A 15,540-nucleotide genomic window follows, 5' to 3' on the forward strand; every position below is an offset into this window, starting at 1 on the left:
TCCTCCAAAATTTCTTCAGGAGGATTGTATATGTTTTTTCTGTTAACTGAAAAATGTTAACTTATTTATTCTACTGTAAATTCTTTCTTAAACGATTCTAAAACGCGACCGCCCTTGTAAAAATAACGGCTGTAATAAGGTTCGTTAAGGTTGCTGATGACTACACCACGAGAGCTAGATGCATGTGCAAATCTATTATCGCCCAGGTAAATACCAACATGTGAAATACTTCTGCTTTTAATCTTGAAGAAAACCAAATCGCCTTCTTTTAAGTCTTCTTTAGATAGTGGATCTACCATGCTAAAAATATCGCGCGAATTTCTTCTGATGGTAGTGTTGAAAACTTTATCGTAAATCGCTTTAGTGAAAGCCGAACAATCGATACCTCTTTTGGTGTTTCCACCATAACTATAAGGAGTTCCGATCCATTCGTAAATAAACTTGTACAGTTTTAAATTCGAAGTTGCATCTACCGCAACACCCATAACCTGCGAAAAATATTGGGATGCAAGGTTGTCGGGATCATTTAATTCTTTACCAGATTCTTTTGTTTTTGTTTGCGCAAATGCGGCAGAGAGCGTGCAAATAGCTATTAGAGTAGAAAACAAAAATTTTTTAATCATGTTATACAGTTATGTTTGGGTATTCACTTACACATTAACGTACACCACATGGGCTTATTGTTGGTTACCAAAAGTATTAATTATACAAATGTTATCCAAATGTTAGACGTTAAAAAACGAAAGTTATTAACATTTTTATTTTTTAGTCATCATTTTTGTTTATAAACTTCTCCTGAAATTGATCTTTTTTTTAAAAAATAATCTACTTCAATATTCTAAACAGGAATAAATCGATTTTATTTTAAATTATGAGAATAAGCGCATATACAGAATTAAATTTCAGAATAAATTGATTCCATATTATGATAAAGGGTGTTGATTTAATTATAAGAAATCACTGTTAAATCTATATCGACACCCAGAGTTTATATTTAATTGTAAAACAACTGTTAAATCTGATTATAACCCTAATACTATGATGTTTTTACACTAAAAAGTGCCAAAAATTACAATAAAAAAATTAGATTTGCTGTCGCAAAAAACAAATATCCTAAAATGAGTGCAGTAGAAATAAATAAAGATACCTGGTTAAAGTGGTTTGAGTCGATGTTGCTGATGCGCAAATTCGAAGAAAAAACTGGCCAGTTATACGGACAACAAAAAATACGTGGCTTTTGTCATTTATACATTGGACAAGAAGCTGTAGTTGCAGGTGCAATATCTGCTATGCAAAAAGGTGATTCAATGATTACAACCTACCGTGATCATGCTCATGCCTTAGCTTTAGGAGTTAGTGCTGATAGTATTATGGCAGAAATGTATGGTAAAGCTACAGGTTGCTCTAAAGGTAAAGGTGGTTCAATGCACATGTTCAGTAAAGAGCATAACTTCTACGGTGGTCATGCAATTGTTGGCGGTCAGATTCCATTAGGTGCTGGCGTTGCTTTTGCAGAAAAATACAAAGGAACTGATAATGTTAACATTTGTTATATGGGCGATGGTGCTGTGCGCCAGGGTGCATTAAACGAAACGTTTAACATGGCCATGCTCTGGAAATTGCCTGTTATTTTTGTTTGCGAAAACAATGGTTATGCAATGGGTACCTCAGTACAACGTACAACCAACATGACCGATATTTATAAAATAGGTTTAGGTTTTGATATGCCATGTGCGCCAGTTGATGGTATGGATCCGGTTGCTGTTCACAATGCAATGGACGAAGCAATCCAACGCGCACGTAAGGGTGAAGGACCTACTTTCTTAGAAATGAGAACTTACCGTTACCGTGGTCACTCAATGTCAGATCCGGCAAAATACCGTACCAAAGAAGAATTAGAAGATTATAAAGCAAAAGATCCGGTTGAGCACGCAAGAGAAACTATCCTTAAAGAAAAGTATGCAGATCAAGCCTGGATTGAAGAAGTAGAAGCTAAAATAAAAGCAATTGTAGATCAAGCAGTAAAATTTGCTGAAGAATCTCCTTGGCCTGATGCATCTGAATTATACAAAGATGTATATATGCAACAGGACTACCCTTACGTAATGGACTAATATTAATAAGATTTCAATTAATTAGATATAATGGCTGATGTAATTAAAATGCCCAAAATGAGCGACACCATGACCGAAGGGGTTTTGGCGAAGTGGCATAAAAAAGTGGGCGATAAAGTGAAAAGCGGCGATGTTTTAGCAGAAGTAGAAACTGATAAAGCAACAATGGACATGGAATCTTATTGGGATGGTACGATTTTATACATAGGTGTAGAAGAAGGATCAGCTGTTCCTGTTGATGCGATCATGGCCGTTATTGGTAAAGAAGGCGAAGATTATAAGGCAGCATTAGAGGCTGAAAAAGGCGCAGAAGCCCCAAAAGCAGAAAGCACCGAAGCCCCAAAAGCTGAAGAGAAAAAAGAAGAAGCTGCACCTGCTCAAGGCGGTGGCTTAAGCGAAGAAGAATTAGCAGCAAAAGGTGTTACGGTTATCCGCATGCCTTTGTTAAGCGATACCATGACTGAAGGCGTGATTGCCGAATGGCATAAAAAAGTTGGCGACAAAGTAAAAGATGATGATGTTCTTGCTGATGTAGAAACCGATAAGGCAACTATGGAAGTAATGGGCTACGCAACCGGAACGTTATTACACATTGGTGTAGAGAAAGGTGCTGCCGCTAAAGTAAATGGAATTATCGCAATCGTTGGTCCTGAAGGAACTGATGTGAGCGGGATTTTAGCTGGAGGAGCTCAAAGTGCAAAGGCTAAAGACCAAAGCGAAGAGAAAGCAGAGGCCCCTAAAGAAGAAAAACAAGCTACAAGCACTGATACGAGTGCATCTGCTCCAGTTGCAGAAAGCTCATCAGATAGCCGTGTTAAAGCATCTCCTTTGGCTAAGAAAATTGCTAAAGATAAAGGGATCGATTTAGCACAGGTTGCAGGTAGTGCAGAAGGTGGTCGTATCATTAAAAAAGATATCGAAAACTTTAAACCAACAGCAGCGCCAGCAAAATCAGAATCTGCATCAGCTCCAGCTGGAGAGAAAGCTGCTGCACCAGCGCCAGTTATCCCTCAATATGTTGGCGAAGTTAAATTTACAGAAGCTCCGGTTTCGCAGATGCGTAAAGTAATTGCAAAACGTTTAGCAGAAAGTTTATTTACTGCTCCACACTTCTACTTAACCATCAGCATTGATATGGACAATGCAATGGCTGCCCGTACGGCAATCAACGCTGTTGCTCCGGTTAAGGTTTCTTTCAACGATATTGTAATTAAAGCGGTTGCTGTTGCATTGAAAAAACACCCAGCTGTTAACTCATCATGGGGTGGCGATAAAATCAGATTTAACGAACACACTAACATTGGTGTAGCCATGGCTGTTGAAGATGGTTTATTGGTACCGGTAGTGCGTTTCGCTGATGGCAAATCTTTATCACACATCTCCGCAGAAGTAAAAGATTTTGGTGGTAAAGCAAAAGCTAAAAAATTACAACCGGCAGATTGGGAAGGTTCTACTTTCACCGTATCTAACTTAGGTATGTTTGGTATTGATGAGTTTACTTCAATTATCAACTCTCCTGATGGTGCAATTTTATCAGTAGGTGCTATACAACAGGTTCCCGTTGTTAAAAACGGCGCTGTTGTTCCTGGTAACGTAATGAAATTGACTTTAGGTTGCGATCACCGTGTGGTTGATGGTGCAACCGGAGCACAATTCTTACAAACATTAAAAGGTTTATTAGAAGAGCCGATCAGGTTATTAGCTTAATCAGTTAACAATTCGCAATTTTCAGTTTAATACTGATTATATATTAAAGCCATCCTAAAAGGGATGGCTTTTTTGCGTTAAGGTGAACACTAGTAAATGGCTAATAATTTGTTATTTTTGATTAGAACCTTAACCAAAAATAAATGAAAAAGATATTTCTTTTTGCAGCATGCATTACAGCGCTTGTTGCCTGCAAGCAAAAAAGCAGTTCGGATAACAATACCGAAAACAAAGCTTTTGCAGCCCTATGCGAACAATATTATCAGGATGGATTAAAACTGAACCCCATAAATGCCACTTATATTGGCGACGAGCGCTATAATGATCTTTTAGCCAATGATGGGTCGCAAGCTTATATAAAAGAATTTAAAAGCTATAACGAACGTTATTTAGATAGCTTGGGCAAATACGATAGAGAAAACTTAAGTGCAAACGACAAATTATCTTTCGATTATTTAAAAGATCAGTTGGATATTAATATGGAAGGGTTTAAGTATCATTTCGAATATCTTCCGTTTAACCAGATGTTTGCTTTGCCTTTAACCATTGGCCAGTTTGGTTCGGGAACGGGCATCCAGCCTTTTAAAACCGTAAAAAATTATGAAGATTGGTTAAAACGTGTTGATGCATTTTCGGTATGGGCCGATACAGCTATTGGGAATTTTAAAAAAGGTGCTGCCGCGGGTATTGTATTGCCAAAAGCATTGGTCATTAAAATGATTCCTCAGATGCAGAGTATGGTTGTGGCTACGCCCGAACAAAGTTTATTTTATGGGCCAATCAAATTAATGCCTGCAAGTTTTTCTGCAGCAGATAAGCAGAAGTTAACAGAAGCGTACCGCAATTCGATCACTAAGGTAATTATCCCTACCTATAAAAAATTGGGCGATTATTTACAGAACGAATACCTGCCAAAAACTAGAACCACATCTGGTTATTCTGCTATACCAGGTGGCTTGGCCTGGTATACTTATCTGGTTAAACAACAAACTACCACCAACAAAACGCCAGAAGAGATTTATCAAACAGGTTTAAAAGAGGTTGCCCGCATTAAAGGCCAAATGGATAGCATCAAAAATCTGGTGGGCTTTAAGGGCGATTTGAAGGCCTTTTTCGAATACATGAAAACGGATAAAAAATTCATGCCTTATAAAACACCAAAAGAAGTTTTAGCTGCCTTTGAGAATATCCATCAGCGCATGAAGCCCAATTTAAAAAAGATGTTTGATGTTGAGCCTAAAACACCTTTCGAAATCCGCCAAACAGAAGCTTTCAGAGCAGCATCTGCCAGCGCAGAGTATAATCAAGGTTCGGCAGATGGATCACGTCCAGGGATCTTTTATGTGCCAATTTTAGATGCTAAAACATTTAACACCACCTCTGGAATGGAATCTCTTTTCTTGCACGAAGCTATACCTGGTCACCATTATCAGATTTCTTTAACGCAAGAAAATAAGTTGCTTCCTAATTTCCGCCGTTTCGGTGGGCATAATGCTTATGTAGAAGGTTGGGCTTTATACTGCGAATCGCTGGGTAAAGAACTAGGCTTATATCAAGATCCTTACCAGCACATGGGCGCATTGGGCGATGAAATGCACAGAGCCATCCGCTTAGTGGTTGATGTGGCCATCCACACCAAAAACATGAGCAGGGAACAGGCTATAAAATACATGACAGACAATGAAGCCATTAGCACAGAAGGTGCAACAGCAGAAATTGAACGTTATATGGGCATACCTGCACAAGCTCTTGGCTATAAAACCGGAGCAATGAAAATAAGAGAATTGAGAGCCAAATATGAAAAAGAATTAGGCGCGAAATTTAAGCTGGCAGCTTTTCATACTGCGGTTTTAAAAGATGGGTCGTTCCCCTTATCGGTTTTTGAAGCGAAGATGGATACCTGGGCCGAAAGCCAGAAGTAGACAAAACCCGAGGCTCTTTGTCATTCTGAATGCAATGAAGAATCTTTTCCTATAAAACACAGTCTTAACCACTGCCATCAATTTATGGGATGCTTTCATTAAACATGTTGCTAATCACTTGCAGATTCTTCGCTGCGCTCAGAATGACAAGTTCATAATAAATGTTGTCATTTCGAGCGAAGTGCAACGCAGCCGAGAAATCTGTCTAGATAGATCTCTCCGCTCCGCCATGCTCCGGTCGAGATGACGATCATTCTATAAATCTGCGGGAGAAAAACCTGATAACGCTAAACCCTTTTCCTATTACTTTGTTAAATACTAAAACACCCAAGTCATGGACAAAGAAAAATTGATACAAGAAGCTTACTTAGTTGCGCATAAAATAGAGGAGAATGGCAATTTTCCGAATAATCCGAATTTGCCGCTAATGATTTATAAAGGCACATTCAGGTTGCACCCTGATGATACCGAAGAAGTAATCAAGAAAGTTTTCGCACAGAACGGGTATACCAATGCCTGGGTAGATGGTATTTTCGATTACCACCATTACCATAGCAATACACACGAGGTAATGGGAGTATTTTGTGGCAAGGCAGACGTACAGTTTGGGGGCGATCATGGTGTTTGTATCGAACTGGATAAAGGTGATGTTATTATTATCCCTGCAGGTGTAGCGCATAAAAAACTGAACTCAAGCGAGGACTTCACTGTTGTTGGTGCCTATCCAAATGGTTCTGATTACGACATGAAATATGGCAAAGCTGATGAGCGGCCTGAAGCAGATGAAACCATAGCCAAAGTGAAAAATCCAGACAGCGACCCTGTTTATGGAAGTAAAGGTCACCTATTTGAGTGCTGGTACAACCAGAATTGCGAAAATGTGTAAAACTCTTTCGTTTTAACCGTCTAAAATTCTTTAATTTTCGGGTTTTAAATACACTATCCTTAATATAAATGAATTTTCGATATATATGTTCAGCATTAGCCCTCTCTGTAACTTTACTAACCGCATGTTCAAGCAAAAAATCTGAAGAGAAAAAGGCCGCTGAAAAAAAGATCCGCACAAAAGACGACGACAAAGCAGATAGCCTCTTACTGGTTTATAATCCACAAAAAGGCGATAAATGGATTGCTGATTTTGTAGATAACCTGCACCGGAAATTCAATTTTAACGGAAATATGCTGGTAGCTAAAGATGGAAAAATTCTTTACGAAAAAGCTGTTGGATGGGCCGATTACCTGCACCGCGATAGTTTAACCATCAATTCAGAATTCGAGCTGGCTTCGATTACCAAAACCTTTACTGGTACAGCGATTATGCAACTGGTAGAAGCCGGCAAACTTTCGTTGAACGATAACGTAAAAAAATTCTATCCAAACTTCCCATACGAAGGCATATCGGTGAAATTATTACTTTCTCACCGCAGCGGCATGATGAATTATGTTTACTTCATTGACGATATCTGGCGTAAGGAAAAACGCAACATGAAAAAAGGCGTAACCAATCAGGAAGTAATGAATGTTATTGCTGAGCGAAAACCAAACCCATATACTAAACCAGATAACCGTTTTCACTATAACAATTCAAATTTTATGGTTTTGGGGGCCATTATAGAAAAAGTAACCGGACAACGTTACTCGCAGTATATGATGGAACATGTGTTTAAACCTGCTGGATTAAAACATACGCATGTGTATAGCACTACTGAGTATGAAAAAATTCCGGTTGATGTGGTTGGCCACGACCGCAATAGTTTTAGATATTCTGTTGCGCAGAATTTCTTAGACGGTCCTGTTGGTGATAAAGGTATTTATAGCACGGTACACGATCTGGTATTATTTGATAAATATTTGAAAAACGGAAGATTGCTGACCAAAAATAGCCTTGATTCGGCATATTTGGGCCGCAATAAACCTATTAATGGTCATTTTAACTATGGTTATGGCTGGAGGATGTTCGATGGCGAGAAGATGGACAAAGTAGTTTACCACACAGGTTGGTGGCATGGTTTTCGCCATATTTATGTAAGAGATTTAAACAAAAACATTGTAATTATATTTTTAGGCAACCTTACCAACGGAAGTTTAATGCATCTTGATGAGCTGTATAAACACTTTAATATGCCGGTTATCCGTAAAGGTGCATACCATGGCAACGGAAGTTTGCCGGGGTCAGATGAAGATTAATTTTTATGGCAAAAACTAAATGGATTATTGAGCCGAGTACGTTAACCATCTATCCTAAAAGAAATTTAAGGATAATTGGCCTTATTTTTTTCATACTCATTGCCGGGTTTATTTTTTTTCTATCCAGGTCGCTGCAAGGTTATTCATCAGGCTTTACTTTCGGGTATTATGGCTTCCTATTATTAATTCCTTTGCTTTTAATTTTTATTGCCGAAACCAAGATTATTTTTGATGGCAATAGCAGAAAATTGTACAAAAAGATAGGGTTTTTACCTACAGGTTCGATCCCATTTGATGATATTGCTTCGGTGCAAGCTTATGAAATACTGGGAAGCGGTTATAATTATCGCCTGTTTAAAAAGAGCAACAGGCACGGAAAGGGCTTAATTGTTTCATCTGGTTATAGCAAGGCTACTAATCTCAATCTCATTCAGTTTCAGCAGGAAGTATTGCCAAAAATTGATGAACTTGTGTTTGCCAATGCACCCATTTTACCAAAACAAACCATTTACGATTTTCAGTTTTTTAAAGAAGAAGGCGGCGTATACCTGTTACGCGATAACAAGATAGGCAGTTTAATCATTGGATTGATTTTGATAGGTGTTACCATTGCGATATTATTCAATCCAGATTTTTTAACAAACGAAGGCTCTTTCCAAAAAATACTCCTTACCTATTTTCCTGCAGTTATTGGTTTGGCCTTTCTCTTTGCGGCAACTTCAAGTATACGTTTTGATAAAGCTCAACGGAAAATAGTCCGATCTACATTTTTTGGCCGCGTGATAAGAGCGTATCCTTTTGATGATTTAATCCGTTTTCAGATTATCCGTAAAACGACAAATTTTATTTACGCTGGTACCGAAGTTAGGGCAGAAATAGATTTACCTGCCAAAAACAAAGCAACCACATTAATCCTTAAGAACTTTACAGGCACTAAAAAAATAGACCGATTTATTGATGAGGCGAATACGATTTTAGGCAGAATTTAGTTTTATTATAAAAACACATCTATTATGTTCGATAAATTATTTGCGGCACAACAAAAAGCCGAAGAAATTAAAAAACGCCTGGATACCATTTCGGTATTTGGTGAAGTTGAAAATGGTGCAATTAAAATCACCGCTACAGCTAACAAAGCTATCACCGGAATTTCCATTGATGAGGAGTTTTTGAAAAACGCCGACAAGGAAGAATTAGAAGAACTTTTGTTAACAGCCATTAATAAAGCTATGGCAAGCGCCGAACAGGTAAGTGCCGCCGAAATGCAGGCATCAGCACAAGATATGCTTGGAGGCTTAGGCGGTATGTTTGGCCAATAAAACCATTAGGCTCCGAAACTGTTTATTTTAGGAAATCCAACCTCGATACTTGATAATAAAATCTTGGAGCTACCATTACAATCTTGAAACTAAAGCTATGAAATATACCTATTACGGCCAATCTTGCTTCCTGTTAGAGGCAGCCGGCAAAAAATTACTATTCGATCCGTTTATATCGCACAATCCATTAGCTAAAAATATAGATATTAAAGCCATTGAGGCCGACTATATATTAGTTAGCCATGGTCATGGCGATCATGTGGCCGATCTGGTAGCGCTAGCAAATCAAACGCAAGCAACAGTTATTGCCATGCCAGAGGTAATAGATTGGGTGACTAAACAAGGCGTAGAAAAAGTACATGGAATGAATTTTGGTAAATTTACTTTTGATTGGGGAGCTGTACGCATGGTACCGGCCACACACTCATCAGGCTTGCCAGATGGAAGTTATGGCGGAAATCCTGCTGGCTTTGTACTTGAAGTAGATGGCAAACAGATTTACTTTGCAGGCGATACGGGTTTAACCATCGAGATGAAAGTTTTGGCTGATATTTACAACCTGGATTATGCTATCTTACCAATTGGTGGAAATTACACTATGGACGTTGATGATGCTTTGGTGGCAACAAAATATTTCGATTGCGACAATGTAATCGGGGTACACTATAATACTTTTCCGGTAATTGAAATTGATACCCAAGCGGCTTTGGATAAATTTAAGCGCGAAAATAAAACCTTATTGTTACCAGAAATTGGTGAAACGATAAGTTTATAGTTTAATTCTCCGTCATCTCGAGCGGAGTGCAACGCAGTCGAGAGATCTACCTAGCAGATCTCTCCATTCCACTACGTTCCAGTCGAGATGACGGCCATTATTAGAAATGCCTCGTTCGAACAAGTGGCGTAAAAACAAAAAAGGGCCTCCGATTTTCATTGGAGACCCTTCAAATTATAAACCTGAACCTAATTCTTTTTAGCGGCAGCTTTGTTTGCTTTATAACGCATATCAGCTGTTCCGTCTTTTTTAGTTGGGCCAGCAACTTTAGTTACCGCTTTTGCTTTATTTTCTTTAAAACGCATATCTGGCGTGCCATCTGCTTTTACTTTAGCAGCTGTGGTAGTTGTTTTAGTTTCTACTTTTTTAGCCTCTTGTTTTACGCCTGCTTTAACAGGTGCTGTTGTTGTTTTTACTTCTTTTTTTACAACTGTTTTAGCTTTAGCTGCAGGAGCCGTAGCAGGTGTTTGAGCAAATGCTGTTGTTAAACCAAATGCTGCGATTGCGATTAAACTCAATAACTTTTTCATAATTCTTTGATTTGTTTTTTAGTTTTTATGAAGCTTCTTCGTTTTACTCCAAAGTTTCATAATTTTTATTTTACTCGTTAATGTCTTGATGTAAAATTCATTAATTGAAATGAAGTTTTAATGAAGATAACGAATATTTTTATTTTTAATGCGCAGCCAACCAATTATCTCCCTCTCCGATTTCTACAACGATAGGCACCGTTAATTTAATAGCATTGGCCATTTTATCCTGAATAATTGCTTTCATTACTTCCTTTTCCGATCTCACTACATCAAACACCAACTCATCATGCACCTGCATGGTCATGGTTGATTGTAAGTTCTGCGCTTTCATTTCTTTATGGATATTGATCATGGCTATCTTGATCATATCTGCTGCAGAGCCTTGAATAGGCGCGTTGATGGCATTTCGTTCTGCAAAACCACGCACCGTTTGGTTGGCAGAGTTGATGTCCCTTAAATAGCGCCTTCTGCCCATTATGGTTTCTACAAATCCATTCTCGTGGGCAAAGTTCATGGTATCGCTCATGTAGCGTTTAATACCTGGGTATTGTGCAAAATATTGTTCTATAATTTCAGCAGCTTCTTTACGTGGAATACCTAAGTTTTGCGATAAACCAAAAGCAGACTGGCCATAGATAATCCCAAAATTAACCGCTTTGGCATTTCTTCGCTGTGTTCCATCTACCTCTTCGATGCTTACACCATATACTTTTGCTGCTGTTGCCGTATGGATATCGATCCCTTTGTTAAAAGCATCAAGCATATTCTCTTCTTTACTGATTTCGGCAATAATGCGCAATTCTATCTGCGAATAATCGGCTGATAACAAGATGTGATTTTCATCCCTGGCAATAAAGGCTTTACGCACTTCTCTGCCACGTTCAGTACGGATCGGGATATTCTGTAAATTCGGATTGTTGGAGCTTAACCTGCCTGTAGCAGCAACAGCCTGGTTATAGGAGGTATGCACCCTTCCGGTTTTTGGGTTAACCATTAGTGGCAACGCATCAACATAGGTTGATTTAAGTTTCTGTAACTGCCGGAAATCTAAAATATCCTGTACAATATCACTTTTGCTGGCTAAGGCCATTAAAACGTCTTCTCCAGTTTGGTACTGGCCTGTTTTAGTCTTTTTGGCTTTCGGATCTAACTGAAGTTTATCAAATAAAACCTCTCCCAATTGTTTTGGTGAGGCCAGGTTAAATTTAACTCCTGCTTTGTCGTAAACATTTTGTTCGAACTTGATGATTTCGATTTCAAGCTCTTTAGAATAAGCCTGTAAGGTTTCGATATCAATGCGAACGCCTTCTTTTTCTATATCGGCCAATACATAAACCAAAGGGTTTTCAATTTCTTCGGCGAGTTTGGCTGCATTTAACTCTTTTAATTTTGGTTCAAAGATATGCGCTAACTGCAAAGTTACATCGGCATCTTCTGCTGCATAGTCTACCACATCAATTACAGGGACATCACGCATGGTGCCCTGATTTTTACCTTTTGCACCAATTAGTTTGGTAATAGAGATCGGCGAATAACCTAGGTAGTTCTCAGATAATACATCCATACCATGGCGGGTATCCGGATCGATTAAATAGTGGGCAAGCATGGTATCAAAAAGTTTACCCTTCACCTGAACACCATACCATTTCAGCACTAAAATATCGTATTTGGTATTCTGACCAATTTTCTCAATATCTTCATTTTCCAATACCACCCTAAATTCGTCAACAATAACCTGAGCCTCTTCCCTTACCGCCGAAACCGGGATATAATAACCTGTTCCAGGTTTTATGGAGAACGATAAACCAACTAAATCGGCCATGTTTGCATCAGTGCCCGTGGTTTCGGTATCAAATGAGATCCGTTTTTCGGCAAGTAATAATTTGATCAAATCAGCACGTTGCTCAGCCGTATCAACTAGTTGATAATCGTGTTCGGTATTTTCTATGGTTTTAGCCGGAAGTTTTTCTGCCGGCTCTTCTTCAAGCGTATTTGTATATTGAATGGCTTCGCCGGCTTGGTTACCGAATAAATCGGTTTGGGTGCCTTCTTGGAAACGTGCGGTGGTGACCGAAAATTCATCACCAAACACCCTGCGGCCTAAAGTCCTGAATTCTAATTCGGTAAATAATGGTTCTAATAAATCGCGGCTCGGATCGCAGAGTTCTAAACTAGCTTCGTCTAATTCAACCGGAACATCCAATAAAATGGTAGCCAGTTTTTTAGATATTAAACCTTGTTCTGCAAAATTTTCTACGTTTTCGCGTTGTTTTCCTTTTAACTCGTGAGAGTTTGCAATAATATTCTCCATAGAGCCATATTGCTTAATTAAAAGTTTAGCCGTTTTCTCGCCTATGCCGGGAATGCCTGGAATATTATCTACAGCATCGCCCCATAGGCCTAAAATATCAATTACTTGAAGTACATTTTCGATTTCCCATTTCGCTAATATTTCTTTTACGCCCAATATTTCCATATCGTTACCCATACGGGCAGGTTTGTAAATGAAAATATTTTCAGAAACCAATTGGGCAAAATCCTTATCAGGGGTCATACAATACACCTGATACCCTTTTTGTTCTGCTTTTTTGGCCAGTGTACCAATAATATCATCGGCCTCATAACCATCAGAAGTGATTACAGGAATATTAAAACCAGTAATTAATTTTATGACGTAAGGCATTGCTGCAGCCAGATCTTCGGGCATGGCCTGGCGATGTGCTTTATAGGCTTCGAAAGAAGTATGCCTTTCTGTTGGTGCCTCAGTATCGAAAACAACAGCAATGTGTGTTGGTTTTTCTTTCTTCAAAACATCTAACAAAGTATTAGTGAAGCCCATTACTGCCGATGTATTGATGCCCGTTGAAGTAAAACGAGGGTTTTTACTTAGTGCAAAATGTGCCCTGTACATCAGCGCCATACCATCTAGGAGAAAGAGTTTTTTATTCATGTGATTACACCGATTTAATGATTACACCGACAAATAGATTTACCGGATGATAAAAGTAACCAAAGTTAATAATCTATAGAACTATAACATTAAATTTTATGAACTGTATCTCAAAACCACCAAAATTTCGTTATTTTAAAAAATCAATTGATATGAAAAAAGCCATAGCCCTAATTATACTGATTTTTACATCTATGTATTCAATCTATGCCCAAGATTTTATTGTTAAAAACAACGATGACGTAATCCGCGGAACGATAAAGGGTACCGATTATTTTTCGGTTTTTATCAGTGCTAACGATGAAGCCGATGTGATTTTACCTGCAAAGGATGTTAAAAATTTCTTCTGGAACGGAAATAGTTTTGTGAGTAAGGGTTTTGCGAACGGCCGTAATTTCGAATATCGTTTTGTTAAGGTAATCGAAATGGGAACGGTTAATCTTTATTCTTTTGGAGGAGGTACCTTAGTTCCTGAAGTAAAGGAGAAAAAAGTAAAGTTCAGACCATCAATTGGTATTGGCACCGGAACCGGTGGTTATGGTGGTATGGGAATGGGCGGCGGAATCAGTATTGGCGGAGGACGTAATTCGGCACCCGAACGACTAGCAGGAGCCCCTGCGGTTCGCTACTTTATCGAAAAACCAGGCGCTGGTCCTTTACAGGAAGTGCCGATGAAAGCGATAACCGAAGACACCAAAAAAGCTGAAGTTAAAAATATTTTATTACAAAAAATGGGCGACCAACCTGCCCTAAAAGCTAAAGTTGAGGCAGGCACCGATTTTAATAGCAGAGATGTAATTGAATGGGTTAAGGAGTATAACGCGACAAAGAAATAAAGCTAGGATTAATAATAGATTTTAGGGTTGTAAGATCGTTTAAATCATATCATTCACATTCGTTTTTAGCTTGGCATAAATCTCCAAACTGATAAACCTATCATATTTAATTTCGTAATTCTTCATCGTTTTCTGATAATCAAACCCAATTTTTTTCAGCACCTTTTTGCTATTTTCATTTTCTGTTTCAACCATAGCCTCAATTTTTATTAGGTCTAATTTCTCAAAGGCATAACTACAAACAGGATCTGCCACTTCTTTAACAATGCCTTTTCCCCAATATTCGGGCAATAACCAAAAACCAATTTCTGCCTTTTTATCGATTTTACTTAAATCATTAAACCCTATGGCTCCATAGAATTTATAGTTCCCTTTATCGCAGATTGCCCACCATATATCTGTTTCATTTTTTTGGAGGTCATTAAACCAGGTTAGTTGGTTGAGGGTTTCCTCCAGGTTAGAATAACTTACTCCATAATAGCGTATTACATCTGGATGCGACAACCCATTAAATATGGATGCCAGATCATTATGATGAAATTGTCTCAATAAAAATCTGTCTGTATGGAGTGTAGCTGAAGCAAACATTATCTTGCACAGCAGGTTAATAAATGATCGTTAACCATTCCGGTTGCCTGCATATGTGCGTAACAGATCGTGGTGCCGAAAAATTTAAAGCCACGTTTTTTCAGGTCTTTGCTAATCTGGTCAGAGCGTTCAGTTCTTGGTGGAACATCACCCATTTTTTCGATGTGGTTTAAAATAGGTTTACCACCTGGAACAAAGCTCCACATGTATTTAGAGAAACTGCCAAATTCTTTCTGGATTTCGATGAACAGTTTGGCATTGGTGATGGCACCGTTCACTTTCAAACGGTTACGGATAATGCCCTCATCGTTCATTAAACGTTCTACATCTTTTTCGTTAAAAGCAGCAACCTTATTAACATCGAAATTGGCAAATGCTTTACGGTAATTTTCTCGTCTTCTAAGGATAGTGATCCAGCTTAAACCTGCCTGTGCTCCTTCCAGTATTAAAAACTCGAATAAAATTTTATCATCATAAACGGGTTTTCCCCATTCTTCATCGTGGTATTTGATGTAGAGCGGATCGGAACCTGCCCAGGTGCAGCGTATTGTTGAGTTTGGAGCTTGGTGTTGGGAGTTTTGAGTTGGCATAGGGCTAAGATTGGAGCTT

The 15,540-nt window shown here is 38.5% G+C and carries 14 protein-coding genes; 9 read left to right on the forward strand and 5 right to left on the reverse strand.

Translation table 11 applies throughout. From position 1 onward, the window contains the following. Positions 1–65: 65 nt before the first annotated feature. Positions 66–623: a C40 family peptidase gene (locus EZ456_RS00195; protein WP_029274974.1), complete on the reverse strand. Its 558-nt coding sequence runs from the start codon at positions 621–623 to the stop codon at positions 66–68. Positions 624–1,118: 495 nt separating this feature from the next. Between EZ456_RS00195 and pdhA the strand changes: the two genes are divergently transcribed. From pdhA to EZ456_RS00235, 8 genes are all read left to right on the forward strand, one after another. Further along, positions 1,119–2,114: a pyruvate dehydrogenase (acetyl-transferring) E1 component subunit alpha gene (pdhA, locus tag EZ456_RS00200; protein ID WP_131526293.1), complete on the forward strand. Its 996-nt coding sequence runs from the start codon at positions 1,119–1,121 to the stop codon at positions 2,112–2,114. A gap of 30 nt (positions 2,115–2,144) precedes the next feature. Continuing rightward, positions 2,145–3,821: a 2-oxo acid dehydrogenase subunit E2 gene (locus EZ456_RS00205; RefSeq protein ID WP_131526294.1), complete on the forward strand. Its 1,677-nt coding sequence runs from the start codon at positions 2,145–2,147 to the stop codon at positions 3,819–3,821. Positions 3,822–3,964: 143 nt separating this feature from the next. Then, entirely contained in the window at positions 3,965–5,743 is a 1,779-nt protein-coding gene (locus EZ456_RS00210) for a DUF885 domain-containing protein (RefSeq protein WP_131526295.1), read from the forward strand. 334 nt (positions 5,744–6,077) lie between these two features. Beyond that, positions 6,078–6,629 carry a cupin domain-containing protein gene (locus EZ456_RS00215; RefSeq protein WP_131526296.1) on the forward strand — a complete coding sequence of 184 codons (552 nt, stop codon included), beginning with the start codon at positions 6,078–6,080 and terminating at the stop codon, positions 6,627–6,629. Between the two features lie 68 nt (positions 6,630–6,697). Then, on the forward strand, positions 6,698–7,930 hold the full coding sequence (locus EZ456_RS00220) for a serine hydrolase domain-containing protein (RefSeq protein WP_131526297.1): 1,233 nt from the start codon (positions 6,698–6,700) through the stop codon (positions 7,928–7,930). 5 nt (positions 7,931–7,935) lie between these two features. Then, a complete protein-coding gene (locus EZ456_RS00225) occupies positions 7,936–8,919 on the forward strand; it encodes a hypothetical protein (protein ID WP_131526298.1) in 984 nt (327 codons plus the stop codon). A gap of 24 nt (positions 8,920–8,943) precedes the next feature. After that, positions 8,944–9,249 (forward strand): YbaB/EbfC family nucleoid-associated protein, encoded by a 306-nt coding sequence (locus EZ456_RS00230; RefSeq protein ID WP_057930731.1) that lies wholly within the window; start codon positions 8,944–8,946, stop codon positions 9,247–9,249. 97 nt (positions 9,250–9,346) lie between these two features. Next, the gene (locus EZ456_RS00235; RefSeq protein WP_131526299.1) at positions 9,347–10,024 is read left to right on the forward strand and encodes a metal-dependent hydrolase; all 678 of its coding nucleotides are present in this window, start codon (positions 9,347–9,349) and stop codon (positions 10,022–10,024) included. A gap of 188 nt (positions 10,025–10,212) precedes the next feature. On the opposite strand, the gene EZ456_RS00240 is transcribed toward EZ456_RS00235, so the two are convergent. After that, positions 10,213–10,554, reverse strand: a complete 342-nt coding sequence (locus EZ456_RS00240; RefSeq protein ID WP_029274964.1) for a hypothetical protein — start codon at positions 10,552–10,554, stop codon at positions 10,213–10,215. 145 nt (positions 10,555–10,699) lie between these two features. Continuing rightward, positions 10,700–13,507, reverse strand: a complete 2,808-nt coding sequence (gene polA, locus EZ456_RS00245) for a DNA polymerase I (RefSeq protein ID WP_131526300.1) — start codon at positions 13,505–13,507, stop codon at positions 10,700–10,702. A gap of 152 nt (positions 13,508–13,659) precedes the next feature. On the opposite strand from polA, the gene EZ456_RS00250 reads away from it, so the two are divergent. Beyond that, complete coding sequence (locus EZ456_RS00250) at positions 13,660–14,343, forward strand: hypothetical protein (protein ID WP_131526301.1); 684 nt, start codon at positions 13,660–13,662, stop codon at positions 14,341–14,343. 39 nt (positions 14,344–14,382) lie between these two features. On the opposite strand, the gene EZ456_RS00255 is transcribed toward EZ456_RS00250, so the two are convergent. Both EZ456_RS00255 and EZ456_RS00260 read right to left on the reverse strand, forming a co-directional pair. Beyond that, on the reverse strand, positions 14,383–14,892 hold the full coding sequence (locus EZ456_RS00255) for a GNAT family N-acetyltransferase (protein WP_205944994.1): 510 nt from the start codon (positions 14,890–14,892) through the stop codon (positions 14,383–14,385). A gap of 38 nt (positions 14,893–14,930) precedes the next feature. After that, positions 14,931–15,521 carry a DNA-3-methyladenine glycosylase I gene (locus EZ456_RS00260; RefSeq protein ID WP_131526303.1) on the reverse strand — a complete coding sequence of 197 codons (591 nt, stop codon included), beginning with the start codon at positions 15,519–15,521 and terminating at the stop codon, positions 14,931–14,933. Positions 15,522–15,540 lie beyond the last annotated feature (19 nt).

This window comes from Pedobacter psychrodurus (genome assembly GCF_004331735.1).
In the GTDB taxonomy this organism is placed as follows: Bacteria; Bacteroidota; Bacteroidia; order Sphingobacteriales; family Sphingobacteriaceae; genus Pedobacter; species Pedobacter psychrodurus.